Below are 23,196 nucleotides of genomic sequence, written 5' to 3'. Positions count from 1 at the left end.
ACTGCAGTGAACGCTGCCGGCGCCACAAACAGCGCCCGCAAGAGGCCCTGCGATGACAACCGTTGTCTGGTTCAAGCGCCAGGGCGACTGCCCCCTATAGGGCATTGATGTTGAACAGAACTTCTTCCGCCTTCGCCAGTACCGCGCTGCGCTTCTCTTCACCCTGACCATCCCAGTTGCGATAGATCATGCCCATGCGTGGATTGCCCTTGAAATGATCCCGGTGGCGGTGGATGAAATGCCAGTAGAGGCTGTTGAAGGGGCAGGCATCCGGCCCGGTGGTGTCGTTCACGTTGTAGACGCAATGGCGGCAGTGATCGGACATCCGGTTAATATACTTGCCGCTGGCCGCGTAGGGCTTCGAGCCCAGAATGCCACCGTCCGCGTGCATCACCATGCCCTGGGTGTTGGGCCGCTCCACCCAGTCGAAGGCATCCGCGTAGACGCCCAGGTACCAGTCGCAGATGGCCTCCGGATGGACGCCGGCAAGCAGGGCGAAATTCCCCGTGACCATCAGCCGTTGGATGTGGTGGGCGTAGGCGTGCTCCAGGGTGTTGCTAATGGCCTTGGCCATGCAGCGCATGTGGGTGTCGCCGGTCCAGTAGAACCAGGGGAGCGGGCGCGTATTACCGAGCCGGTTCTCCACCGCGTACCCGGGCATCAGCGTCCAGTAGAGCCCGCGCACGAACTCCCGCCACCCCAGGATCTGGCGGATGAAGCCCTCGACGGCATTCAGCGGCGCACGGCCCGCGTGATACTCGGCCTCCACTGCCTCACAGACTTCCCTCGGCAGCAGCAGTCCAATGTTGAGGTAAGGCGAAAGCAGCGCGTGAAACAGGGTCGGCTCGTCATCCGCCATGGCGTCCTGGAAGTCACCGAACCAGGGCAGACGGTGCGCCAGGAAATGCTCCAGCGCCCTGAGCGCGTCCTCCCGGGTCACAGCCCAGCCGAAGGAGTCCGTCCGCCCGACGTTCCCGCCCAGGTTGGACTCGACCTCCGCTATCACCGCCTCGGTGGTCGCATCCGGCTCAACCCGGAACGGCGGCGGCGCGGGCGGATCGCCCTTCCACTTCTTGCGGTTGGCGGCATCCAGGTTCCATTCACCGCCCTCGGGCTGGCCATCGGCGGTCATCAGCAAGCCGGTCTCGCGGCGGAGTTCCCGGTAGAAGTACTCCATCCGCCACTGCTTACGGTTCCGGCTCCACCGCTGAAAGCGTTCAACCGTGGCGAAGAAGCGGTTATCGGAGCGGATGCTCAGCGGCGCGGGGAGCTCCCACTGGCGCATCGCCTGGTCCAGACGCCACTCGCCGCACTCCGTTGCGACCACGCCTTCTGCGCCCTGGGATTCCGTCGTGGCCCGTACCACGTCTCCAAGACTTTGATGGGTACTGTCCGGATCAAACACATGGTAATGAACGCACCACCCGGCCCGCTCAAGCTCCGCCGCGAAATGGCGCATGGCGCTGAAGATCAGCACCAGTTTCTGCTTGTGATGGTTGGTATAGCCGGCCTCTTCCGCGACCTCCGCCATCAGGACGTGGTCGCGCCCGGGATCCGCCTCCACCAGAGCTGGCAGCGAAGGGGTGAGCTGATCGCCAAGGATCAGGATTAGATTGCGCGGTGTTTGGTTTGCCATGGGAGGCGATACGATGTGTATCGCCCCCTGGTTCGCCCCTTATTCCAGAGCGAAGGTCACACGCACATCAGCTCTGGCCTGCACACTGCCCGCCTCAAACTCATCCGCCTCCTGCACTCCCTCGCGTGCATCCGCCGCCATCATCCGGCGCGGGCCGGGCTGCGAGACCCGCTGTTCCTGTATGGAAAGCGTCTGCCCCAGTTCACGGTCGGCGCTGTCCGCCAGTGCCTGAGCCCGCCGCCGCGCATTGTGAAACGCCTCGGCCAGCGCCTGCTGCTCGGCCGTGTCGCCCTCCCGGAGCCGGAAATTACTGACGGAAAGCCGCTGGGGGTCTTTCTCCGAAAGCCGTGCCGTCCATTCCCCCAGCTCCGCAACCGGCAGCGCCATCAGCTGAATGCTGCGGGTTGCCTGGTAACCTTCGAGACTCCGTTCACCCTCATTCCAGCGATACTGAGGCGCAACCGCCAGGGAACGGGCCTGGAGCTCGGCCCCATCCGGCAGGGAACCCCGCAGATCCTCCACCAGTGGATTCACCTTCGCCCGGAGGCGCTCACTCGCCTCGTAGGCACCATCCGCCGTTACCTCGAACCCCAGGTGCAGATCCGCCAGTTCCGCCGGCAGGCTGATTTCGCCCGTACCGCTGACCTCAATCCGATGCGGCTCCTCCGCATCCCTGCCCTCGCTGCAGCCGGCCAGTACAGCCAGTGCCGCAACAACCATCATCAATCGACCACGCATACCCTCTCCTTATGGAATCACTATTGGCCAGGGCCGCTGGCTTCAATGTCCAGAATATACATGGCCAACGCAACTCCCAGACTGAGCCCGCATTATGCACCAGAAAATCAGGAACATCCGCCCCTGGCCGCTGGCCGGGGTTCTGCCAGGGCGTTACAGTGGATTCAGGCAGATACCCAAAGAGGTGACCATGAAAAAAATGAAGAACGAAAAGGAAATGGTCAAAAAAGCCATTGAGGAAGGCATGAAGTACGGCGAGAACCGTGGCGTGGTGGAGTTTGAGGCCACAGACTCCCAGGAGGCGAAGATCGAATACATCTACCGGCTCCTTGTGCACGACAACGTCATCCAGCCGATCCCGGAAGACCAGATCTCGCAGAAAGCCATGAAGCACAAGCTGGCGATCTGGGCCTCCAAACTCAAGTAGTGCACGGAAGGCGCCCACCGAACGTATAGAGTCGGTAGAGGACAGGAACAGGAAATGACCCATGCAGAGTGAACGAATCAAGTGGCTGCTTCACAAGGGACTGATCGCCCTCCCCATCATCCTCGTCCTGGTGCTGCTGGCCCGATGCGGCGGTGAACCGGACGGCAGTGGCGAACAGGCCTCCACGGATCAGGCGACTGAGCCCAACTCGGAGCAAAACGACGCCACGGAAGAGAATCGCGATCAGGCGCAGGCTGAAGACACGCAGACTGAGGAAAGGGACCCGGAATCCTTCACCGCTGAAGAGATCAAGGCCGCGATGCGCGAGCACATCGAGAACCGCACCCAGATGGGCAACCCGGGCGTTTTCGAGATTACCGACCCGCGTACCAGCCAGACGCTGGAGCTACGGTTCCAGAAGATCCACGACCCGGTGCGGACCATGGGCGATGGCCACTACTTCGCGTGCACCAACTTCGCGGCCATTGGTGACCCCTACAAGACCTATGATCTGGACTTCTGGCTGCAGGTCCATGATGGCGAGCTGGTCGTTTACGATGAGAACGTCCACAAGCTGCCAGTGCACAAGCACGGCGAATGGGTGCAGCAGCCGCGCTACAACTTCGTGGATGACCGGATCAACCTGCTGCGGTAACCACTATGGAGGAGCTGAAGCTACCCATCTTCCTTGGCGGTTTTGCGCTGTTCTTCCTGATCGAGGGGCTTGCCGCCAAACGGCCCTGGCAGGAACCGCGCGGGCAGCGCCTGCGAATGCACGCGGCCATGGCCGTGTTCAACACCGTGGTTCTCAAGCTCATCATCCTGGCGCCCTTCCTCTACTGGACGGAATACATTGCCGAACAGGGGTGGGGGCTGGCTCCCATGCTCGGCTACAGTGGGATTGGCGGTATCATCGCCACCATTATCGTGCTGGATATGTTCGATTACTGGTGGCACCGCTTCAACCACCGGGTGGGCTTTCTCTGGCGGTTCCACAAGGTGCACCACGTGGATACCCATGTGGACGTGACCACGGCACTGCGCTTTCACCCCGGGGAGCTGTTCATCTCCTTCTTCGTCAAACTGGTCTGGATTGCTGTCTGGGGCCCCAGCCTGGTGGCCTTTGCGGCCTTCGAGATCTCGGTCAACCTGGCCAGCCAGTTCCATCACTCGAACATCGATTTCCCGGATCGCTGGGAGCGGATCCTGCGCCTGTTCATCGTCACGCCCCGGTTCCATACCAGCCACCACACGGTGTCCCGGCGAACCGGCGATGCCAACTTCGCCACCATCTTCATCATCTGGGATCACCTCTTCGGCACCTACAAGGAACCCGATGAGGACGAGATGCGGGAGCTCGGCCTGGCCGAGGGGCGGGACGACTACCTCTCGTTCGCCACCTGGCTGGCTGAGCCGTTCACCCAGCGCAACCGCAACCAGGATGATCCGGAGCGACATTCAACCACGTAAATTGCATAAGTACCTGACGGTAGAAGCGCAGTTCTCAAGAGTCCAAGGTGTACGCCGGCAGGCAGGTTCCATCAACAAGGAGAAGAAGACATGAAACGTTTCTATTCCATCGCAACAGTACTGGCGGTTCTGGCGGGTCTTGCATTCGGAGGCCAGGCGCTGGCGTCCAGCCACGGAGACGAACATGCGGGTGATGAAGCCCGCTCCGAAGAACAGGCCGGAGATGAAGCCAAGTCCATGGATGATAAGAAGTCCAAGGACCACGACAAATCCAGGGATGAAAGGAAGTCCGAGTCCGATGAGCACGCCGGCGAGGAAGCTGAATCAGAAGAAAGCGACGAACACGCTGGCGACTCCGACTGGTAAATGCTGACGCTGTCAGAGCCGATGGCCCGGCCTGAAGATCCTGGCAGGCCATCGGCACTCCCCGATCCGCCCCCACCCATAGAGCCCTGACCATGCAGACGATCGTCGCGGAACGCACCATTAACGCCCCCATCGAGCAGGTGTTTGACCTGCTGAGTGATCACGCCAACTACAAGCAGTTCGACGGCATCCGTGATTCCCGGCTTGTGAAGGAAGGCACCGGAGAGCGAAACGGCAACGGCGCCGTACGCCGGATTGACCTGGGTGCGGTCTGGTTCGAGGAGGAGATCAGCAACTTCCACCGGCCCACAAGCATGGACTACCGGATTCTGCGCTCACGGCCGCCCATCGAGCACGAGAGTGGTAAAATCAGGCTGGAAGAGACCGAACAGGGGACCAGGGTTACCTGGACGTCTGTGTTCCGGATTCGGATTCCGGTGGTGGGGCGGGTTCTGTCTCCATTTGCCGCCAAGGCGGGGACGAAGGCCTTTGGGAGTATGCTTAAGGCTATTGAGCGGCGACTGGCCAAACACGCTTGATATGACGGACCCATACTCAGAGAGAGCCCTACACTTCTTCAACCAGTACCAGCGACTGGCGTTCGAGGGTGTTCACCAGAGCTGGCTTGCGCAGCTCCCGCAAAACCCGGGTTCTGCATTGGACGTCGGCGCTGGCAGTGGTCGGGATGCGGCCGCGCTCGCATCCAGGGGCTGGCATGTACTCGCCGTAGAGCCTGCCACTGAACTCAGGCAGCTTGGCGAAAACGCGACCCACCACTTGGCAGTTGAGTGGTGTGAGGATCACTTACCCGAACTGAACCATGTCCGTACCCTCGATCACCGCTTCGACCTGATCCTGGTATCCGCGGTCTGGATGCATCTCCCTCCCTTTCAACGAAACACCGCCTTCCAGGTGCTGACGGACTTGCTGTCTCCCGGAGGGCTCCTGGTCATCACCCTGCGGCACGGGCCGGGCGATGGTGAGCGTGTGTTCTATGAGACCGACCGCAACGAGCTGGAGACGCTGGCGGAAAGCCAGTCTCTGACAAGCCTTCCGGTGGCTGAGGGGAATGAAACAGATCGGATAGGCCGCAGTGAGGTCGCCTGGGAAACCGTTGTATTCCAGAAGCCGTGACCGGACGGCCCGACCCGCTGGCCTGGCGGATCAAAAGCGTCTAACCTGGTCGGTCATCGGAGTCCCACAACCAGGCTTTCTGGATGACCGGCACAGACAGACAAAGACTGATTACCGGAGGCGACTCCAGCCCCCTCGCCCCGGAACTGAGACAGGCCATCCTGCGTGCGGACGAGATCGACCTTGCCGTGGCTTTCATCAAATCCTCCGGCCTGGCACTTATCTTTGACAGCCTGGTGCAGAGGGTCACTGAAGAACCGCAGGCCAACCTGCGCATCCTGACCAGTGATTACCTGAATGTGACGGATCCCGCCGCGCTGCGCCAGCTGATGCGACTGGCCGAGCGGGGAGCGGATATCCGTGTGTTCGAGGCAACGGAAACCAGTTTTCACCTGAAAACCTACATCTTCGTCCGCACTGAAGATGAAACCCTCATTGGCGATGCCTTTGTCGGCTCCAGTAACCTGAGCAGAACCGCCCTCACCAGTGGCCTTGAGTGGAACTATAGGGTCATAACCCCGGATTCAGACTCAGTTGATGGGGCTCGCCCCTTCGAAACGATCAGGCAGGAATTCACCGCTCTGTTCCATTCAGATGGCACAAAGCCATTAACCCATCAGTGGATTGACCGATACGAGCAGAACCGCCCGGACATTGTTCCGAAGATCGCCCCTGGCAGCGATGATCCGGAACCGGAACCAGCTACGCCAACCGAAGAGCAGAGCGCGGCGCTGGAAGCACTGAAAGAGACCCGCGCCGTGGGCTATCAACGTGGCCTGGTTGTCATGGCCACGGGCCTGGGCAAGACTTTCCTCGCCGCCTTTGATGCCCAGCAGCTGGGTGCTCACCGAGTGCTGTTCGTGGCCCACCGGGAGGAGATCCTGCTCCAGGCCGAGGAAACCTTCCAGCGCGTCATGCCCAGAACCCGTGTTGGCCGTTACTACGGTGACTCCCGAGACAGCGAAGCACACATGCTGTTCGCCTCAGTCCAGACGCTGTACCGTGCCTCGCACCTTGAGCGTTTCCCGGCCGACCATTTTGACTACATCGTGGTGGACGAATTCCACCACGCAGCAGCCAACACCTACCTGAGACTGCTCCAGCACTTCCGGCCCAAGTTCCTCATGGGGCTGACGGCAACGCCGGACCGCTCGGACCAGTCCGACATCCTGCAGCTCTGTGATGACAACCTGGTCTACAACAGAAACCTCTTTGACGGCATCAGTACGGGCCTGCTCTGCCCGTTCAGCTATTACGGAATCTACGACGAGAACGTCAACTACGAAGAGATCCCCTGGCGCAACGGCCGCTTCGATCCCAATGCGCTGAGTACCAAACTCGCCACACTGGGCCGGGCAAGGCATGCCCTGAACAAGTGGCGTGAAAAGGGGCTGAAGCGAACACTGGCATTCTGTATTTCAACCCGCCACGCGGATTTCATGGCGGAGCAGTTCAACCGCAGCGGTGTTCCATCGGTTTCCGTGCATACCCGCTCGGACATTGACCGGCATGATGCGATCGAAAAGCTCAACGATGGTTCGGTCAACGTTGTCTTTTCCGTCGACCTTTTCAATGAGGGGGTGGATGTTCCCAACATCGACACCGTCATGATGCTGCGCCCGACCGATTCAAAGGTTCTTTTCCTCCAGCAGATCGGCCGGGGGCTGCGTCGCTCAGACAGGAAAGACCGCCTGGTCATCCTGGACTTCATCGGTAACCACAAAGGGTTCCTGAACAAACCCCAGGCACTGTTCGGCGTGGAGGGAACCGGCAGCAAACTGTCCGAGTTCGCCCGGAAGGTGCAATCCCAGCAACAAACGCTTCTCCCTGAAGGCTGCTTCGCCAACTACGACCTCGAGATCATCAACTTCCTGCAATCCCTGAACCCAACCGGGATAGAGGACGAATACCAGTCGCTGAAATCAAGCATGGGTCGCCGACCAACACTGCTTGAGGTCTACCGGGCTGGCATCAGCATCCCGAAACTACGCAAACAGTACGGCAGCTGGTGGGCTTTCATTGAGGAGGTCGCGGACCTGGACCAGGAGGAGAAGCAGGTTTTCGAAAAGGCCGCCGGTTTCCTGCAAGCGATTGAAACCACCAGAATGACCAAAAGCTTCAAGATGGTGCTTCTCGAAGCTCTGATCGAAAACGACGGCTTCAAGCACCCATTAACCATTAGCGCCATCAGTGAAGCCTCAAGAAACATCCTGCTCAGACGTCCCAAGCTGCAGACTGACCTGATGGAATCCCATCGCGACCTGGGATCCGTCGACGGAACCGAATGGATGCGCTACTGGCGGAAAAACCCGATAGCCGCGTGGGTCGGTGAGAACCAATCCCAGGAATCGGAAACCCTATTCACGCTCGAAGATGACCGGCTGATCCCGAAACTGACTCTACCCGAAGGGTTGGTTCCCGTTCTGGGAACAATGCTCAAGGAACTGGTCGATTACCGGCTCAGCACCTACCAGGAACGACTGGTACCGGACACGCCAGAGCCTGACAACGTGGTTCCCTTCGGGGATGAGCAACGAGGGGCTGACCTGCCCTACTTCCCCAACATCCGCATTGCCTGCGGCCATTTCAAGACAGGCACTGCGGATGCTGAAGAGTACGTTAACCCGGGTGACGGTTACGGCAGGCTCGACCCGAACACACACTTCATTGCACAGGCGTCCGGGAATTCCATGAATGGCGGCAAGAACCCCATCAGGGATGGCGACTACCTGCTTCTGGAACGCATCCGCTCAACCAACGCGGGCTCCATTACCGGCTCAACCATGGCCATCGAGCGCCAGGATGAAGGCGGCGACAATCAGTACCTGTTGCGGGTCGTAACCAAACAGAATGACGGCCAATACGTTCTCAGAGCTAACAACCCCGATTACGGAGATCTTCCAGCCGACGAATCAATGCGCACCTTCGCGCGCCTGAAAGCAGTCATCGATCCCTTTGATCTGGCCGTAGGCCAAAGCTTCATGCGCGAAGACATCCCGCCGCTGTTCGGAGAGACCTTCAACCACGGGAGCTGGAATCAGGGGCATATCGTTCTGCGTGAACAGGGCGCACACGTTCTGCTGGTGACGCTCAACAAGCAGGGCCGCCAGAAGGATCACCGCTACCAGGACTATTTCATCGACGAGCAGACCTTCCACTGGCAGAGCCAGAACAGCACCTCTCCAGCCAACCCCAAGGGCCGTGAACTCATAGAGCACCGCAGCCGGGGCATCGACATTCATCTATTTGTGCGGGAGAACAAACTGGGCCCGGACGGCAAAGCTGCTCCCTTCCGGTATTACGGGAAGGTGGATTACCTGCGGCACGAGGGAGAGAAGCCGATGAGCGTTACTTTTCAGTTTGAGCGTTAAGAACCGGAGCTCGGGACTCGGAACAGGTCACTAATCACCGCGTCCCGGTCACGCTCAATAAACTGAAAACGAGCCATCTCCTGCGCCGCTTCGGACTCCTGCACAGCGATGTAGCGTTCCACCGCATCATCAAACTTCGGCGACTCGAGCAACTTCAAGGCCATCACGTAATTGGCATTGGTGGCAGGCGTTTCTAAACTCTGCTCTACGCTGTCCACGACATCCGAATAACACGCCTTTTGACTGCTGGCGTCGTCGTTCGCTGCCTCTTTCGCCATACACCAGTAAAGGTGGTTATCGGGGGTTGGCTCGACTTCGTACAAGCGCTGGGCCTGAGCGGCAACGTCGTCGAATCGCTCCATTTCCAGCAGGATATTGATTCGCGCATTGTGAGCAGGAACAAAGGTCTCATCTTCTTCGAGAGCCTGCTCTGTAAGTTTCAGAGCCTCCGTGAAGTCGGCATCCCCGGACCTTGTCCCTGCCGCCCGGGCTTTCTCGACCAATTCCTCAGGGCTCTCTGCCGCAGAAGATGAGCACCCAAGCATGAGCAGTACCAACAGCACCGCCACCCACGTGAAAGATACTCGCCCACGACTCATCTAGTGCTCACTCCCCTAAGCTCGACGACCGTTTCCGCTTTTCTTGGCATCGGCGTCACTGTACCAACCCCACTATCAAACCAGTAACTGGCTTCAATACGCAGGGAATAATTCCCGGAGTCGTAGGCAGGCGGCGTGTAAAGCATCACTGAGCCAATCGGTGCGTACCCATTCTCAGGCCAGAGGGCGTGCCCTTCCCGCTTGAAACGCTTGCGGGTAACGGTTTCACTCCCGGATAGAAGCGTCACGCTTCCGTAGAACTCGAACGCACCTTCGTATTTCGGCAGTTCCATGGCGGGGGTAAAGCCCATCGCCGTCACAAAGATGTTGGTGCTTCTTGCGACGACAGAGCCCTTGATAAAGAAGTTCCCGTTAACGCCTATACCTTCCTGAGGGAGGTAGGCCGCCTTCTTGATAACGTACTTCCTTGATTCAGGCTCGAAGTGATGGTGTTTCTTTTCGTCCTGGGGCGAGAATATCCATTTCGTCATAACTGCTTCCCTGTCAGTGCATTCCCTGCAATCTACCCGGCTGGCGCCACCACATTCTATGAACTCGATATCATCCTGAACGCCGTGGATGAAATGTGGATGGCCAGAAACAACAAAGCCCGCACAAGGCGGGCTAAGTGTTTGATATTAGTGGTGCCCGGAGGCGGAATCGAACCACCGACACGAGGATTTTCAATCCAGAACTCAGCAACCGCAGTAAACCATAATCCTGCACAATCAGGATTTTAAAGAATCGTAGAACCTCACTGAGCCACTGTAAACACCGATTATGTTGACACTTCGTGGACACCTGTTGAGCCAGGCAGAGGGTTGACCGCTCGTGGTGCGTGTGGATGATTACGTCTCGAATGTTGGCGTTAAACCCGGTCAGCGGTAGTATTTCAGAATAGCCGGGGCTTCAGCAATCACCCGGCGACATACACCTCAGGGAGCTGCGTATGAGCACGGAAACGAAGAAGCTCGGCTTCCTGGCTGCGATCGGATCTGTCATGAACGTTCTGCCCGGAACTGACTACCGGTCGATGGTCGATTCCAGGTCAGATGCCGAGAAGATTGGCGGCGACTGGATCGCAGTAGGGGCACACACCTGGATGGCTCAAGAGCGTTACGAGCCCGGGGAGGCAAGACGAAAAAAGTATGCCCGTAAAAACGGAACAAGCGCTTGCCACTGATCCCCTCTTCCCTAACTTGGTTGATGCGTATTGGCCGTATCCCAACGGCTTATAAAGTTAGCGCAGAAGGCCGAACCAGTCCTTGACCTCGTAACGCTTACCTCAAATAGTGTGGTTCACTTTATGTTTGTATTTGCACGTCACTTTCCAGCTCTAATGGCTGTAGTGTTTGATGATTTCTTAAGATGCTTTGATACACATCAGAAGATTCACCTGAGCTAACCGTTATAACTAGAACATAAGGAAGCGGGTTTTCTTCTCCCCCTTGGTCCACCGGTTGCCCTTTATTCCGAATTCCGTGGACAACTTCAAAGCAAGGGTTTGGGACTTTGTCAGCCATAAAACTACGTTCGTTATGTAAACATGTCTCCCACTTATGCGCATCTTCTCTAGCTTCTTGCTCACTCTCATAAATATTTTTTAATGAGAAGAATGTATCCGTATTCATCTTATCTTGATCTCGATAAAACGTTACCGAAAGACCGTTGTGTGTATAATGAATTGGGTGCTCAGGATCAACTGTGGTCGCAAAACAAAACGTAGCTTTTATTTTTAGCTTTTTACCACGCGAGGATAATTCGGGACATGGAATTGGAATCCTCACCCTTCTAGATGGGTAGATCTTATCCTGGTAAATAATGGTAGCCTCATGATCATCCGTGTAAAGAACGTCATCTAAGTTATCACTTATCCTCCCCCACCCAATCTCTTCTTTAGATAAATTTGAGTTCTCTTCAGCCGAGTGAATTGCTATCGCTTTCGTAGCTAGGGGTGTCAGTGGATCTTTGATATAAGACTGAATCCCAGCACACACTCTTAGTGCTAACGGCGCCGAAAAGCTGGTACCACCTACGCCTTGAACCATACCTGTCAGCGGACAGTAAATTGGTAGAGGATTATCTTGAACTCCTCCAAAACAAACAGCATCAGGTTTAACTTTACCTGGACTACGACCAGGCCCGACGCAACTATAGGAAGCCCTCCCCCAGTTCTTATCATATGAATCGGCTGATCCAACTGAAAGGCCATTTACCAAGTCGGCTGGAGGTTGAATTCTATTCTGACCGTTTATATCACCATCATTACCGACAGCAATGGTTGTTAAAGTACGTCCATTAGACAAAACGCTTTCAAGTGTGCTGGTCCATGAATGAACATCATCATCTTCAATTGGTATATTAGGACCGAGACTTAGATTTACATAGTCGTAATCGACTTCTTGCAAAGCATTTTTTATACGTTCCAAAACATCATATAGGTCTTCTTTCCCATTATCCAAAACCCGATAGTGATCAACATTGCAGAGAGGTTTTCCCAAGGCTTGGATGTCTGGGGATTGTCTTCCAAATAAAATCGAGGAGGTTACTTGCCCACCATGCCTTAACAGCGAAGCTATCTTTCCAGTTTGTCCTGCATAAGTAAACTCTCTGACCCATTTATCCAAGGTATTACTGATGCCCCCGTCGAATACGGCTACCTTAACGTCATTATTCAAGGCTTCACTGTCAGGGATCTCAAGGTCTTGATGTTGACCAATTTCAGCTCTTACCGGAGGATCTAAAACACGAATTCCTGGCATAGGCCTGATGTTTCGGAGCATAGAAAAGTTCGCGACTTCCTCTAGCTCTTCACGCTCTAAAGATGCAGAGACAAAGGTTATATCTCCGGCAGTTAGAGTTTTATCGATACTGGACTTATGCTTCGAAAGAAAATTCCCAAAGACCTCTGGTACATTTTTAAAATAATCAGGAGTATGTAGCGCAATCTCGTAACTAGCGACATTCTGGTCAGATCTTCCTTTAATCTTTTCAGAAGCCGAAAAACTCTCAAGAGATTCGACTTTGACTATGTCGTCTTTTACACCTTTCGGAAGGTCTTTGCCTTCATTTATAGCGTTCAAAAGATTTTCATAGAAACCAATAGGGGCGCTAAAAAAATAGCTGGCAGTTAATAGCTCTTTTCCCCTTTTACTTCTGGCAGCTGCTTTCTCGGGTCGTATCTTAACTGGCTTACTTCCAATGCTTCTTAGCCCAAACTCACTGACCAACTTGGAAGGGTAATAAGACTTTGCAAGATAAGTTGGATGCAAAGTTACCTTAGAGACAATCTGCCCTTCATAAATGGCATCGGGATCAATACTTTCGCTTTCAGACAAAAAGTTTCTCAGATGCCGAACCAACCTCTCCCTAGCTTCTGTATATGAGTAAGGAGCATGCTTTGGGCCTCCTCCTCTCTTTTGAGAAATCGGTGTCGTTAATGTTTCCCCCTTCCCTATAAGGATATTCTTAGCCATCCCTTTCACCTTCTAATTCTCTTGTAAGCACACGCCTCACGGTGGGCCTTGATGTCCCAACTATCTTTGCTATTTCAGATTTTGATCTATTTTCTTTGTAAAGCTTTATTATCTGACTATCCCTAACATCTTTAGTAACCTTTGAGGTTATCTCTGACTTAAGACCAAAGACATCCTTTAAAAAACTACCGAAATTTCCTTTTAGGATCAAAGCTTTCTTGTATGCATAAGATATTTTTTTCTCAATCTCAGAATAGGATAAACCTTCAGTTGCGAGCGCGACTTCAGAAACCAAATTTTTAGGGATACCTTTGTCTTCAATGAATTCCTGACGCTGCTTAAAAGTTGGATATGAAAATCTTAATGTCACATCAAAGCGACGCCATACAGCTGGATCCAGGAGATCTCCATGGTTAGTGGCTGCTACTAATACCGAGGATTCTGGCCAGTCATCAATGGTCTGAAGGAGACTGGTCACTAGACGTTTTAATTCACCAACATCAGAACCGTCAGACCTTTGCTTGGCAATTGAATCAAATTCATCGAGAAATAAAACGCTATTTTTGGATTTGGCATACTCAAAAACGGACTTAAGGTTGGCTCCAGTTTTTCCTAACAAGCTATTCATAACGGTAGTAAGGTCTAGGGTTATCAATGGCAGACCCAACCTGGAAGCCAACCATTTTGCAGTAAGTGTTTTCCCTATTCCAGGAGGCCCCTCCATCAGGATAGATCTCGAAGGAAACAAACCATGCTCTGCCAATATTTCTTTCTTATCTTGTTCTAAGATAAAATCGTTTATTTGAGAATTAATGTCGCTTGCCCAAGCTGGCCGTGGGATATCGACCAAAGTTTCTTCTTTTATCAGAGAACTATTCGTATCCCCATCAACAGGCGCGTTGATTGAAGGCGAATTGTTAGAGGCCCGCCTTATTGGAGTCGTTGTAATGACTTTTTCAAGAGCTTTAGCAAGTTCTGGTTTATCACTCTTAACTTGCTCGATTATACGGCGAGCACGCATTTCAAAAGCTCGCTCATCTGCTTTAAGCCCATCTTGGATCAATTGGACGAGTAGGTCGTCAAAATTCATATGGGCCTCCGCAGTTTCTTCTGAATAAAAGATGGCCAAACCTGGAAAGAAACACCGTAATACGGGATATATTTTCCAGTTTTGCGGAAAATTTTGGCATCGCTGGAAAGAAATAGCAAACGTGACGCGGAATTTTCCATGCTGAAGGTGGGTCAGAATCGTAGGTTTTGGTTGCTTGGCTTTAGGCCAGTACCCCTCTGCACTCTGGCCGTTTCCCTCTTGTCCTTTTTATTCCCTGGGCGTTCCCTGGTGCCATCGTTGTTGGATTATTGCAGCTAACCGGAAGCCTCTCCGTGTCCGAGGGCGCTGGTTCGCCTCGTTAGTTCGTCCTCTGGGCTGATCTGTCCAGCTCCGGAGTCAGTTTGGCCTGTCATCAGCCACAGGGAATACTGCGGCCATATTGTGCAGACGCTTTCCAGAATGTCACCGCGTGGGGTTCTTCCTGTCTGTTCTATGCCCACCAATGTCTTCTTCGCGATGCCAGTTAACTGACAAAACTCTGCCCTGCCAGAGGTTTCGACCTCTCTGATTCTTCGAATTCGTTCCGCAAGGCTGCTTGACATGTGCTCGTGTCCGGGTACACTCGTTAAAGAGGGGCCCCGCAAATGGGTATACCCTTCGTAGGGTTCCGGCGGTGCCCGGCGAATAGTTGTTAGCAGTGTAGCAGGGTGTAAAAAAGTGGACGAGCACAAGCACATCGTGATGATCCCGGTGCCGGTCATGAGCAAGGAGCGCTTCGCGGAGATGACAGGGCTCAGTGAAGGCCAGGTCCGCGGCATGATCGAGAAAGGCCACCTCCCGTCGATGAAGTGCGGCAAGGCCCGGATGGTCAACATCGCCCGCCTGTCCCAGGAAGCCATCAACCTGGAGGACTGGACGGCATGACGGCGATCACCGCGAACGAACACCAGTACCTGACCCAGGTCACCCAAGAGGCCCGTGATGTCATGGACCTGTACCACCAGGGCCGTTTTCAGGCCGCTGATGTCCACGAGCACCGCCTGTCCGGCCTGATCAATGCCGCTATGACGCTCAAACCGGAATGGTATGTCCCGCTGACCGGATTCCGCCAGATCGTCATTGAGTACAGCCTTGCTCCGAGCCGCCAGATGCCCCCGGAGGCGTATCTGATGCAGCGGGCCTGCCGTGCACTTTCCGCCCTTTCAGACCAACAGGAGGCCGCATGAGCCGCAGAAAGCAAAGCGTCCGGCTTTACCTGGACGTCGACACCTATCGCCAGCTGCTGGTCCAGGCCGCCAACACCCAGGACGTGAAGACCCCGTCCGACTACGCGGCCCAGCTGCTGAGTCAGGCATTGAAGAACAACGCTGGGGAGTCTGCTGCCAATGAGTAGGCCCGTAAGAGCTGCCCCCGTCATCCGTCGCCGTCGGTATAGAGGCGCCCGACCCAGATCGTGCGCAGGGCAAGGGGCGCCCGAAGGGCGCAGCGAAGCGGCCCTTGCGCTGCGCAGGAGCTGGGTCATGTTGGCGCCGCCGACGGCAGAGGATGACGGGGGTAGCGACGCCTGCCCCTTGATTCCCGAGCCCGAGGTCCCGGACCGGCGCCCGCAGGGCGCCCCCGAGCAACCGGACTCCCCGGAGTCCACAAGTGAAAACCGCCGCCCACGCGGCCAAAAGCTGGAGAACTGAAATGAAACAGCAACTGACCATCACCGTCCTCGGTGCGCGTCGTTTCGACATCGACGGCAACAAGATCGGCCAGATTTTCACCATGGAGACGGCCGACCCGGACGATAAGGACCGCATCGGCCACGACGTCATGAAGTGGGGTTGTGATCACGCCCTGGTTGAAAAGGTCGAGCAATACGAATCCGAGCTGCCCTGCGAGTTCGATGCCGAAGCCCTGATGAAAGCCGGCACCGGCCAGAAGGCGCAGTTCAAGCTGCTGAGCCTCGCTAAGCGCCAGATCAGCGGCGGTAAATCCAGTGGCGCCGGCAGCGACAAGTCAGCCGCTGCGGCGAGCCAGTAACACGGGAGTCCGGTCATGACGGAGGCTGAACAACTCCAGGCCATCCTGGAACAGCTCCAGGTCATGCAGGACCTGCAATTCGGCGCGGTGCTGGTTTTGATGCTGGCACTGGGCTGGATCGCTGGCCACCAACGATAACCCAGGGGGGAGTCATGGAGGCAGCGTTAACGGTCGCCGGATACGGCGTCCTCATGTGGGCAAGCGGCTACGCCGTTTCCTACAAAATCCTGACTGCAAAGCGATTGATGGAGGAAATGCGATGAACCGTACAGGTATCGTTTCCAAGGTCCGCGAGACCCTCAACCACAAATCCACCCAGGCATGCGCCACTGTTGGCGCGGTACTGGCAACCGGCACTGCTGCGGCATCCGATAGCGGTGGTACCGGCGGCGTCACCATCCCCGGTTCCGACGGCGCGGCGTCGGATGCGTTCAGCGCCATCCAGTCCAGCGCGGCTGACATGATCAGCAATGCCTGGCCGGTAGCCATTGCCGTCACTGGCGGGTTCATCCTGCTGAAACTCGGCAAGCGGGCCATGCGCTCGGCCACGTAAACCAGGGGGCTTCGGCCCCCTTTTCTTTCCTTCGTTCAGTGATGGCTGGGGCTGAATGATGACTCGCGCTTTCCTGCTTCTTCTGTGCCTCGTATTGGCGGTTCTTTCGGCACCTGCTCATGCTCAGTGGTCGAGCTATGGGACTGGGTGCAAGTACGTGCGGGCAAAGGCAGACTGCACGGACTCGGAGATTCAGAGCACGTTGCGCAATGATAGCGGTGGCTTTACGGCAGTCATTGCCAAGTGGAAATACCCGGATCGTGATAACGGCCAGTATTACGGTCAGTTCCGGACCTACCGTTGGGATGGCGACGGCTGTCCCACCTCCATTCCATCGGATGCGATCGGCTCCTATTTCGGGGATTCCGACTGCGATAAACCCAGTGATTGCCCCTCCGGTGAAACAGTCATGGGCACCGAAGTCGGCTGGAACGGTGAGGGCCAGTACGAACACAACGGCTGTACCTACGACTGTTATGTGGACCCGCAACCGGAGTCCTGTGTTTATGACGCGGATGATCCCGCCTCAACGGGCTGTAAAACCGTAACCGAGCTTCAAACCTGCACCTCAACCGGCGATGCATGGACCGGGGACCCATCCGGTTACGAGGACGTGCCGGATGACTCCGAACCGGAGTGCGATATCCAATCCGCTGAGACCGGCGAATGCCTGGACAAGGACATGCAGCCGGATCAGACCTGCCCAAGTGACACCACTGAAGGCGAGTTCCAAGGCGAAACAATCTGCATGCCCAACAGCAGTGATGACGGAGGCGATGATGGCAGCAGTGGCGGTGATGATGGTTCAGGAGGCGATACCGGTAGCGGTGGCGACGATGGGTCTGGCGGTGATGATGGCGGCGATTCGGGTTCAGGTTCGTCGCCTGACGGAAGCACTACTACGGGCACGATCACACTCCCCGACGGCACAACCCACGACGTCGAGTTCGACACGGAAGGACTCGCCCAGGAGGACACCAACCAGGAGATCCGGGACGAGATCAAGGACCTGACCGACGACGAGGGCGCGACTGATGAGCCCAAGGACAACTTCCAGGAAGAGACGTTCGGTTCGTCCGGAGATGGCGGCGCTTGGGAAGAAACCGGCATAGACGAAAACGTTGATGAAGTCGCAGAAGGTGAGAGCGACACCTTGGGCGGGCGCGAGGAAGCGGACGGTTTCGGGTCCACGGTTGAGGATGCGATGCCGAATGTCGGCTGCAGCGGTATAAGCCTCGATCTTTACGACGGTCACAGCTGGTCGATCAGCTGCGCGGACCTTGCCCAAGTCCGCGACATCCTCGGCTGGGTGTTCTATGTGCTCACGGCCGTGGGCATCTTCCAGGTGGTCTTTGAAACAACAGGAGGTAGAAGCTGATGCCGGGTCCAGCGCTTTTGGGTGTTCCGTGGCTGGCCAGTGTTCTGGGCAGCATGCTCTCCGGATTGATCGCGTTCTTTGCGCGGTTCATGGCGGCCAAGTGGGCCATGATCGCGGCGGTGATCACGGCCATTACCGCACTGACAACGGGTCTTTTCGCCACCATGGAAGGGCTGATTGCCGGCGTGAGCGTGGCCTTCCCTGGGGATGGCACCTGGGGCCTTTTGGTGCCGAATAACCTGTCCGCGTGTGTCAGTGCCTACCTGAGCGCCAGAATCGCCAAGTGGTTCTATGGCTGGCACACCGCTGTGCTGCAGTGGAAGTTGGTCTGAGGGGGAACCATGCCCACCTATGCGGTCACAGGGAAACTCGGATCCGGCAAAACACTGGCCTGTGTCGGCCGGATTCGGGATGCGCTCATCCAGGGGCGGCCGGTCGCCACAAATCTGGACATCAAGCTGGAAAAGCTGGTCGGCAAAAAGGCGAGCACTATCCAACTCTACCGGCTCCCGGACAAACCAACGGCGGCGGATCTCTACGCGCTGGGCAGCGGTAACGACGGCTACGACGAGGAACACAACGGCCTGTTGGTCCTGGACGAGTGCGGGACCTGGTTCAATGCCCGCGAGTGGAACGACAAGGACCGCCGCGGCCTGCTGGATTGGCTGCTCCACGCCCGCAAATACGGATGGGATCCGCACTTCATCATCCAGGAAACCACCATGATGGATAAGCAGGCGCGTAAATCCATCCTGGAAATGGTCGTCTACTGCCGCCGCCTGGATCGGCTCACTGTCCCGCTTCTCGATCCCATCTATAAAGCCATTTTTGATAAACCGATGCCCCGGAAAAAGGTGCATCTGGGTGTGGTCAAGTACGGCGACCAGCCTAATGCCCCGGTATCGGAACGCTGGTGGTACCTGGGCCGCGACCTTTACCCCGCTTACGACACCAAACAGGTGTTCCGCGACGACTACCCGCATGGCCTCTACCAGGTGCTGCCGCCCTGGTACACCCACGGCCGATACATGCGCCCCCGTGACTGGAGGTTTGTTATGAGACTGACCCGGATCTATCTGCGCCAGTATTCGCGCGTTCTCATGGTGGCTGTGGCCGCTGTCGGTGGGGCAGCGGTTGCGGCGGCTGTGACAGGCAATGACCAGCCGCAGAACCCGCTGGCAGGCATTGAGGGACCGATTACACCGGAAAAGCTGAACCAGTTGCCCGGTGTGTCGGTGAGCATGGGTAACCAGGATGAACCCACCCAAAACGAACCGGAACCGGAGTCGGTCACACTGGCACAGAGCCAGAGCGACCGAGCGGATCCGCTCAAACGCTGGCGAGGGGCCGAACTGACCGGCGTGGCCGCTGATGCTGACGGGAACCCGATTTACGCCACGGTCCGCACCAAGGACGGCGGTACTTACAGCCTGGATACCATCCGGGCGGAAGGCTTCAAGGTGAAGATGCCGGATAAGTGCTCGGTGGTGATCACCGACCAGGAGACCGGCGAAAGCATCCAGCTGCACACCAGTTACTGCGCGGAGCTGGGCTGATGCGTAACGCCACGCTGGACGCCGCAAGGGCCGCCGGGATTGCGCTGATGATCCTGGATCACGTCGCGGTGGTCTACGAGTGGCCGCCGATCATCCGGGATATCACACGCCTGGCCATGCCGCTGTTCATGGTGACGTCCGGGTATCTGTTCACCGGCAAGCTGGGCGAACGCTACCTGGAAGTCTGGCTGGCTGCCGCGATCACCTGGCCGATGGTCGTCGTCCTGGAACTGGCCCTGGTGCACGTGCTGATCGTCTACGCGCTGGTGCTGCCACTGCTGCGAGCCCAACCAGGAACACTGCTTCTACTGGCTTGTCTCGGGCTGCTCCAGACCTACAACTGGGCGATTCCCTGGGACGGCTACCAGCCCGGCTACCTGCTGGCGTTCCTGGTCCTGGGTCAGCTCGCACGCCAGGCGGGCATCGAGATCCGACACCGCGACTGGCCCCAGTGGCTGACCTGGCCGGGACGTTATCCGCTGACGGCGTATGGGGTTCACCTGGGGTTATTGGTGGGCCTTACACAGATCCCCTGGATGCCCGGATAAACCCAACAACCGAACCGGGCGGCGGCCCCTGCCGGCCCGCGAGGGCCGCAGGGGGCCGGCAGGGGCCGGCGCCCGGCGCGAGACGTCCCTGTAGCACGTCTCACAGTCTTTCTTTGAAAGCCAAACAAGACCACGGAGAACCACAGATGACCATAAAGGATTTTGAACGCCTCGACGTGATGACCGGGGAACTGGGAACCGGCCGGCTGTTCGTCGGACCGGATGGGCAACAGCTCAACCTGGATCGGGTGAATGTCCTGTGGGCCGGCACCGATACCATCCGCCAGATGTTCGAGGGCCGCCCCGAAGAACACCAGTTCCACGAGATCGCGGACGCTTATGAAGCTGGCGTTGGCTCAATCGTGACCATTGGCGGCCATGAGTTCGCCGTCAAAAGCGGGAAACAGGGTGGCTTCAAGTACATGCTGCAGAACAACCAGCTGGGGCTCACGCTGCTGTATAAGCACTTCTACGCCGAAGCGGACGCCACCTCGACGCACCTGAAAATCGAGTGCTCCCCGCAGTGGCTCTATGAGCGGGACAAGTACCAGATCAACGACGAGCTGTTTGAATGGGCCAGTAAGCTTCTCAAGAGCCCGAAACCCAACGCCGTGGCCGTTCACCTGGCCGTGGACTTCCAGGGCTGGGAACCGCCCCAGGACTTCGACAGCCACTTCGTTACCAAGGCCCGCCGCGTCCAGCGTTATGACGGCATGGCCGAATTCCGCTTCCAGGGCTGTGACAGTGCCATTGTCCACGGCCGCGGGACGTCCTTCACCTTCGGCAAGGCCAACAGCTTACAGTTCTGCCTCTACAACAAGTCCGAGGAAGTGGACGTCTCCGACAAGCGCGACTTCATGGAATCGATCTGGCGCACCGCGACCAATGACAACACCTTCCCTGATACCTGCTACGACGAGGAGGCGCCCGTCTGGCGGTTGGAGGTGCGATTTCATCAACGCATCATCAACGAACTGTGGCGCGGGACTGAGGCTGTCGGGCCCATTTACACCTATCTGGAAGCGGACAAGCACCTCACGGGGCTGTGGCAGTACGCGCTCAGATCGAACCGCTATGAGTACCGCAAGGACTGGGTCCACCCGATCTGGACCTTCCTGCGCGACGAAGTGAGCTTCGGCCACAAGGCCCCGCCGATTGCGTACAAACGCGAAAAAAAGACCCCGGGTTGCGGCAACGAAAAGAATGTCGCCCTTGCCTTCGGCAACCTGCTGAGCATTTATGCGCGCAACCGGTTTAACGCTCAGCAGGCGTGGCACTGCCTTAAAAAGTCCGGCTTATGGAATGACCTCAAGTCCTACTACCGAAGGCGGGAGATCACCGAGCGAATGCTTTACGAAATGGTGCGCGACGGACTCACACAGCGACGGCTGCAGGGGAAAGTGGCGGCATGATCCGGAAGCTCAAAAACGGCCGATGGGAAGTCGATCTCTGGACGGATGGCCGAGGATCGAAACGTATCCGCAAACGCTTCGACACTAAGGCGGAGGCGAAGCGATTTGAGCAGTACGCTCTTGGCCGTAGCGCGGAACGCAAAGACTGGAATCCGGCCCCGGATCGGAGACACCTTTCAGACCTGGTTGGGGAATGGCATGACGCCAGCGGCTACCGGTTAAAGGATGGCGTAAAGCGTAAGCGCAAGCTGGAGATGATAACCAGGTTGCTGGGAAACCCCAGGGCAGACCGTTTCACGGCGAGTGACTTTGCCTCATTCCGTCAGAGGCGCATCGAGATTGATGGCGTAACGGAAAACACGGTCAACCGGGAACAGGCCTACTTGAATGCGGTATTCAATGAGCTTGCACGCCTGGGCAGTTGGGATAAACCGAATCCGCTCCGTCACGTTCGTAAGTTCAAGATCGACGAGCAGGAGCTGGCGTTCCTGACGCAGGAGGAAATAGACCGGTTATTGGTGGAATGTCGGGCCTCTTCGAATCCAAGCCTCTACACGGTGACACGGCTCGCGCTTGCGACGGGTGCCCGCTGGTCGGAAGCTGAAGGAATCAAAAGGGGCAACCTTGCGCCCTACCGGGTGACGTTCAACTACACCAAGTCCGGCAAGTCACGGACGGTCCCGATCCCTAAGGACCTTTATGAAGCTGCGATCCAGGAAGTGCCCTTTGTCAGTTGCAGCGCCGCTTTCCGCCATGCGATTCGGCGCGCCGGCATCGAGCTTCCCCAGGGACAGCTCACCCATATCTGCCGGCATACCTACGCAAGTCACTTTGTGATGAATGGCGGCGATATTCTCACCCTTCAGCGAATCTTGGGACACTCGGATATCAAGCTGACAATGCGGTATGCACATCTGTCACCTGACCATTTAAGGAGTGCAACAGTGTATGCGCCGACTGTTTAGCGATTTGTCGAGTATTCGAGCCGTTCAATTGTTGCAATTGATAATGGCCTATTCGGAGTTTTGAGCGTTGGTGATTCCGCGCGCAACCCGGTTTGGAAGAACATAGAGTATTTCTCCCAGTGCTCGAGCGAAATCTATAGAGCGTTGAGCGTCCTCCGTAGATGGTAGTTGGGCGCCCTCATCAGCATGTCGTTGGTCATTAGCATCCAAGCGGACATCATGTGCCCATCGCGCCATATCACTGGTGATCACTTGTTCTTTTGCCGCCTGTTCTATTCGCGAATACAAACTGCCGTCGGGATATCCCTTTAATTTCAACATGGCATCAACCGCACTCGCGGTCAGCATTACTGCTCCGGCCGGCGCGTGCAAACTCTCAATAGCCTGCTGTAAGTATGTACGCGGTTTTTCAGGTATGTCGTCATCAACCGTCTGAGAAGATGGGAACCACTCTATGACCTCGTGACCGATATTTGGAGCGCACGCTG

At 56.7% G+C, this 23,196-nt stretch carries 28 protein-coding genes; 21 read left to right on the top strand and 7 right to left on the bottom strand.

Going from position 1 to position 23,196, the window contains the following annotated elements:
- Positions 1-94: 94 nt before the first annotated feature.
- Entirely contained in the window at positions 95-1,636 is a 1,542-nt protein-coding gene (locus F3089_RS15415) for a cryptochrome/photolyase family protein (RefSeq protein WP_151441673.1), read from the bottom strand.
- Positions 1,637-1,675: 39 nt separating this feature from the next.
- Complete coding sequence (locus tag F3089_RS15410) at positions 1,676-2,374, bottom strand: SIMPL domain-containing protein (RefSeq protein WP_151441672.1); 699 nt, start codon at positions 2,372-2,374, stop codon at positions 1,676-1,678.
- Positions 2,375-2,564: 190 nt separating this feature from the next.
- Here F3089_RS15410 and F3089_RS15405 point away from each other — a divergent pair, with 190 nt between their 5' ends.
- The 7 genes from F3089_RS15405 to F3089_RS15375 all read left to right on the top strand — a co-directional run bounded on the left by F3089_RS15405 (position 2,565) and on the right by F3089_RS15375 (position 9,142).
- Positions 2,565-2,801: a DUF5062 family protein gene (locus F3089_RS15405; RefSeq protein WP_077529416.1), complete on the top strand. Its 237-nt coding sequence runs from the start codon at positions 2,565-2,567 to the stop codon at positions 2,799-2,801.
- Between the two features lie 61 nt (positions 2,802-2,862).
- Complete coding sequence (locus F3089_RS15400) at positions 2,863-3,456, top strand: hypothetical protein (protein WP_151441671.1); 594 nt, start codon at positions 2,863-2,865, stop codon at positions 3,454-3,456.
- Positions 3,457-3,461: 5 nt separating this feature from the next.
- Positions 3,462-4,271: a sterol desaturase family protein gene (locus tag F3089_RS15395; RefSeq protein WP_151441670.1), complete on the top strand. Its 810-nt coding sequence runs from the start codon at positions 3,462-3,464 to the stop codon at positions 4,269-4,271.
- 90 nt (positions 4,272-4,361) lie between these two features.
- Positions 4,362-4,637 carry a hypothetical protein gene (locus tag F3089_RS15390; protein WP_151441669.1) on the top strand — a complete coding sequence of 92 codons (276 nt, stop codon included), beginning with the start codon at positions 4,362-4,364 and terminating at the stop codon, positions 4,635-4,637.
- Between the two features lie 92 nt (positions 4,638-4,729).
- Positions 4,730-5,176, top strand: a complete 447-nt coding sequence (locus F3089_RS15385; RefSeq protein WP_151441668.1) for an SRPBCC family protein — start codon at positions 4,730-4,732, stop codon at positions 5,174-5,176.
- Position 5,177: 1 nt separating this feature from the next.
- Positions 5,178-5,771: a class I SAM-dependent methyltransferase gene (locus F3089_RS15380; protein ID WP_151441667.1), complete on the top strand. Its 594-nt coding sequence runs from the start codon at positions 5,178-5,180 to the stop codon at positions 5,769-5,771.
- Between the two features lie 83 nt (positions 5,772-5,854).
- Positions 5,855-9,142 (top strand): DUF3427 domain-containing protein, encoded by a 3,288-nt coding sequence (locus tag F3089_RS15375; protein WP_151441666.1) that lies wholly within the window; start codon positions 5,855-5,857, stop codon positions 9,140-9,142.
- Here the strand turns inward: F3089_RS15375 and F3089_RS15370 are convergent.
- Together F3089_RS15370 and F3089_RS15365 are read right to left on the bottom strand one after the other, a co-directional pair.
- Positions 9,139-9,741 carry a hypothetical protein gene (locus F3089_RS15370; RefSeq protein WP_151441665.1) on the bottom strand — a complete coding sequence of 201 codons (603 nt, stop codon included), beginning with the start codon at positions 9,739-9,741 and terminating at the stop codon, positions 9,139-9,141. The two genes, F3089_RS15375 and F3089_RS15370, sit on opposite strands and share 4 nt — an antisense overlap.
- Complete coding sequence (locus F3089_RS15365; protein WP_151441664.1) at positions 9,738-10,232, bottom strand: hypothetical protein; 495 nt, start codon at positions 10,230-10,232, stop codon at positions 9,738-9,740. The genes F3089_RS15370 and F3089_RS15365 overlap by 4 nt, the downstream gene beginning before the upstream one ends.
- Positions 10,233-10,690: 458 nt before the next feature.
- Here F3089_RS15365 and F3089_RS15360 point away from each other — a divergent pair, with 458 nt between their 5' ends.
- Positions 10,691-10,924 (top strand): hypothetical protein, encoded by a 234-nt coding sequence (locus F3089_RS15360; protein ID WP_151441663.1) that lies wholly within the window; start codon positions 10,691-10,693, stop codon positions 10,922-10,924.
- A gap of 121 nt (positions 10,925-11,045) precedes the next feature.
- On the opposite strand, the gene F3089_RS15355 is transcribed toward F3089_RS15360, so the two are convergent.
- Positions 11,046-13,217, bottom strand: a complete 2,172-nt coding sequence (locus F3089_RS15355; protein ID WP_151441662.1) for a S8 family peptidase — start codon at positions 13,215-13,217, stop codon at positions 11,046-11,048.
- A complete protein-coding gene (locus tag F3089_RS15350) occupies positions 13,210-14,307 on the bottom strand; it encodes an AAA family ATPase (RefSeq protein WP_151441661.1) in 1,098 nt (365 codons plus the stop codon). Before F3089_RS15350 ends, F3089_RS15355 begins: the two co-directional genes overlap by 8 nt.
- Positions 14,308-14,985: 678 nt before the next feature.
- Here F3089_RS15350 and F3089_RS15345 point away from each other — a divergent pair.
- From F3089_RS15345 to F3089_RS15300, 13 genes are all read left to right on the top strand, one after another.
- On the top strand, positions 14,986-15,192 hold the full coding sequence (locus F3089_RS15345) for a Cox family DNA-binding protein (protein ID WP_151441660.1): 207 nt from the start codon (positions 14,986-14,988) through the stop codon (positions 15,190-15,192).
- On the top strand, positions 15,189-15,494 hold the full coding sequence (locus F3089_RS15340; RefSeq protein ID WP_151441659.1) for a hypothetical protein: 306 nt from the start codon (positions 15,189-15,191) through the stop codon (positions 15,492-15,494). The genes F3089_RS15345 and F3089_RS15340 overlap by 4 nt, the downstream gene beginning before the upstream one ends.
- Positions 15,491-15,661, top strand: coding sequence for a hypothetical protein (locus F3089_RS15955; protein WP_192497412.1), 171 nt, complete (start codon positions 15,491-15,493; stop codon positions 15,659-15,661). The genes F3089_RS15340 and F3089_RS15955 overlap by 4 nt, the downstream gene beginning before the upstream one ends.
- A gap of 127 nt (positions 15,662-15,788) precedes the next feature.
- Positions 15,789-15,956 (top strand): hypothetical protein, encoded by a 168-nt coding sequence (locus F3089_RS15950; RefSeq protein WP_192497411.1) that lies wholly within the window; start codon positions 15,789-15,791, stop codon positions 15,954-15,956.
- Between the two features lies 1 nt (position 15,957).
- Positions 15,958-16,296: a hypothetical protein gene (locus tag F3089_RS15335; RefSeq protein ID WP_151441658.1), complete on the top strand. Its 339-nt coding sequence runs from the start codon at positions 15,958-15,960 to the stop codon at positions 16,294-16,296.
- Between the two features lie 15 nt (positions 16,297-16,311).
- Positions 16,312-16,434: a hypothetical protein gene (locus tag F3089_RS16180; RefSeq protein WP_286202767.1), complete on the top strand. Its 123-nt coding sequence runs from the start codon at positions 16,312-16,314 to the stop codon at positions 16,432-16,434.
- Positions 16,435-16,555: 121 nt separating this feature from the next.
- Complete coding sequence (locus F3089_RS15330; RefSeq protein WP_151441657.1) at positions 16,556-16,849, top strand: major coat protein; 294 nt, start codon at positions 16,556-16,558, stop codon at positions 16,847-16,849.
- Positions 16,850-17,051: 202 nt separating this feature from the next.
- Positions 17,052-18,227 (top strand): hypothetical protein, encoded by a 1,176-nt coding sequence (locus tag F3089_RS15325; protein ID WP_151441656.1) that lies wholly within the window; start codon positions 17,052-17,054, stop codon positions 18,225-18,227.
- Positions 18,227-18,559, top strand: coding sequence for a DUF5455 family protein (locus F3089_RS15320; RefSeq protein ID WP_151441655.1), 333 nt, complete (start codon positions 18,227-18,229; stop codon positions 18,557-18,559). The genes F3089_RS15325 and F3089_RS15320 overlap by 1 nt, the downstream gene beginning before the upstream one ends.
- Before the next feature lie 9 nt (positions 18,560-18,568).
- Positions 18,569-19,783 carry a zonular occludens toxin domain-containing protein gene (locus F3089_RS15315; RefSeq protein ID WP_151441654.1) on the top strand — a complete coding sequence of 405 codons (1,215 nt, stop codon included), beginning with the start codon at positions 18,569-18,571 and terminating at the stop codon, positions 19,781-19,783.
- On the top strand, positions 19,783-20,331 hold the full coding sequence (locus F3089_RS15310) for an acyltransferase family protein (protein WP_151441653.1): 549 nt from the start codon (positions 19,783-19,785) through the stop codon (positions 20,329-20,331). The genes F3089_RS15315 and F3089_RS15310 overlap by 1 nt, the downstream gene beginning before the upstream one ends.
- A gap of 146 nt (positions 20,332-20,477) precedes the next feature.
- The gene (locus tag F3089_RS15305; protein ID WP_151441652.1) at positions 20,478-21,743 is read left to right on the top strand and encodes a phage replication initiation factor; all 1,266 of its coding nucleotides are present in this window, start codon (positions 20,478-20,480) and stop codon (positions 21,741-21,743) included.
- A complete protein-coding gene (locus F3089_RS15300; protein ID WP_151441651.1) occupies positions 21,740-22,708 on the top strand; it encodes a phage integrase in 969 nt (322 codons plus the stop codon). The genes F3089_RS15305 and F3089_RS15300 overlap by 4 nt, the downstream gene beginning before the upstream one ends.
- A gap of 48 nt (positions 22,709-22,756) precedes the next feature.
- Here F3089_RS15300 and F3089_RS15295 read toward each other — a convergent pair.
- Positions 22,757-23,196: DUF4145 domain-containing protein (locus F3089_RS15295; protein WP_225741792.1), on the bottom strand; the 440-nt coding region annotated here is incomplete at its 5' end.

The sequence above is a fragment of the Halospina sp. K52047b genome (assembly GCF_008709855.1).
GTDB classification, from domain to species: domain Bacteria; phylum Pseudomonadota; class Gammaproteobacteria; order Pseudomonadales; family Oleiphilaceae; genus Halospina; species Halospina utahensis_B.
This window is presented reverse-complemented; position numbering and strand designations above follow the sequence as displayed.

Excerpts from the sequence above, each read along its gene's own strand:
- F3089_RS15415 (WP_151441673.1), bottom strand. The coding sequence starts at position 1,636 with ATGGCAAACCAAACACCGCGCAATCTAATCCTGATCCTTGGCGATCAG.
- F3089_RS15410 (WP_151441672.1), bottom strand. The coding sequence starts at position 2,374 with ATGCGTGGTCGATTGATGATGGTTGTTGCGGCACTGGCTGTACTGGCC.
- F3089_RS15405 (WP_077529416.1), top strand. The coding sequence starts at position 2,565 with ATGAAAAAAATGAAGAACGAAAAGGAAATGGTCAAAAAAGCCATTGAG.
- F3089_RS15400 (WP_151441671.1), top strand. The coding sequence starts at position 2,863 with ATGCAGAGTGAACGAATCAAGTGGCTGCTTCACAAGGGACTGATCGCC.
- F3089_RS15395 (WP_151441670.1), top strand. The coding sequence starts at position 3,462 with ATGGAGGAGCTGAAGCTACCCATCTTCCTTGGCGGTTTTGCGCTGTTC.
- F3089_RS15390 (WP_151441669.1), top strand. The coding sequence starts at position 4,362 with ATGAAACGTTTCTATTCCATCGCAACAGTACTGGCGGTTCTGGCGGGT.
- F3089_RS15385 (WP_151441668.1), top strand. The coding sequence starts at position 4,730 with ATGCAGACGATCGTCGCGGAACGCACCATTAACGCCCCCATCGAGCAG.
- F3089_RS15380 (WP_151441667.1), top strand. The coding sequence starts at position 5,178 with ATGACGGACCCATACTCAGAGAGAGCCCTACACTTCTTCAACCAGTAC.
- F3089_RS15375 (WP_151441666.1), top strand. The coding sequence starts at position 5,855 with ATGACCGGCACAGACAGACAAAGACTGATTACCGGAGGCGACTCCAGC.
- F3089_RS15370 (WP_151441665.1), bottom strand. The coding sequence starts at position 9,741 with ATGAGTCGTGGGCGAGTATCTTTCACGTGGGTGGCGGTGCTGTTGGTA.
- F3089_RS15365 (WP_151441664.1), bottom strand. The coding sequence starts at position 10,232 with ATGACGAAATGGATATTCTCGCCCCAGGACGAAAAGAAACACCATCAC.
- F3089_RS15360 (WP_151441663.1), top strand. The coding sequence starts at position 10,691 with ATGAGCACGGAAACGAAGAAGCTCGGCTTCCTGGCTGCGATCGGATCT.
- F3089_RS15355 (WP_151441662.1), bottom strand. The coding sequence starts at position 13,217 with ATGGCTAAGAATATCCTTATAGGGAAGGGGGAAACATTAACGACACCG.
- F3089_RS15350 (WP_151441661.1), bottom strand. The coding sequence starts at position 14,307 with ATGAATTTTGACGACCTACTCGTCCAATTGATCCAAGATGGGCTTAAA.
- F3089_RS15340 (WP_151441659.1), top strand. The coding sequence starts at position 15,189 with ATGACGGCGATCACCGCGAACGAACACCAGTACCTGACCCAGGTCACC.
- F3089_RS15955 (WP_192497412.1), top strand. The coding sequence starts at position 15,491 with ATGAGCCGCAGAAAGCAAAGCGTCCGGCTTTACCTGGACGTCGACACC.
- F3089_RS15950 (WP_192497411.1), top strand. The coding sequence starts at position 15,789 with ATGTTGGCGCCGCCGACGGCAGAGGATGACGGGGGTAGCGACGCCTGC.
- F3089_RS15335 (WP_151441658.1), top strand. The coding sequence starts at position 15,958 with ATGAAACAGCAACTGACCATCACCGTCCTCGGTGCGCGTCGTTTCGAC.
- F3089_RS16180 (WP_286202767.1), top strand. The coding sequence starts at position 16,312 with ATGACGGAGGCTGAACAACTCCAGGCCATCCTGGAACAGCTCCAGGTC.
- F3089_RS15330 (WP_151441657.1), top strand. The coding sequence starts at position 16,556 with ATGAACCGTACAGGTATCGTTTCCAAGGTCCGCGAGACCCTCAACCAC.
- F3089_RS15320 (WP_151441655.1), top strand. The coding sequence starts at position 18,227 with ATGCCGGGTCCAGCGCTTTTGGGTGTTCCGTGGCTGGCCAGTGTTCTG.
- F3089_RS15315 (WP_151441654.1), top strand. The coding sequence starts at position 18,569 with ATGCCCACCTATGCGGTCACAGGGAAACTCGGATCCGGCAAAACACTG.
- F3089_RS15310 (WP_151441653.1), top strand. The coding sequence starts at position 19,783 with ATGCGTAACGCCACGCTGGACGCCGCAAGGGCCGCCGGGATTGCGCTG.
- F3089_RS15305 (WP_151441652.1), top strand. The coding sequence starts at position 20,478 with ATGACCATAAAGGATTTTGAACGCCTCGACGTGATGACCGGGGAACTG.
- F3089_RS15300 (WP_151441651.1), top strand. The coding sequence starts at position 21,740 with ATGATCCGGAAGCTCAAAAACGGCCGATGGGAAGTCGATCTCTGGACG.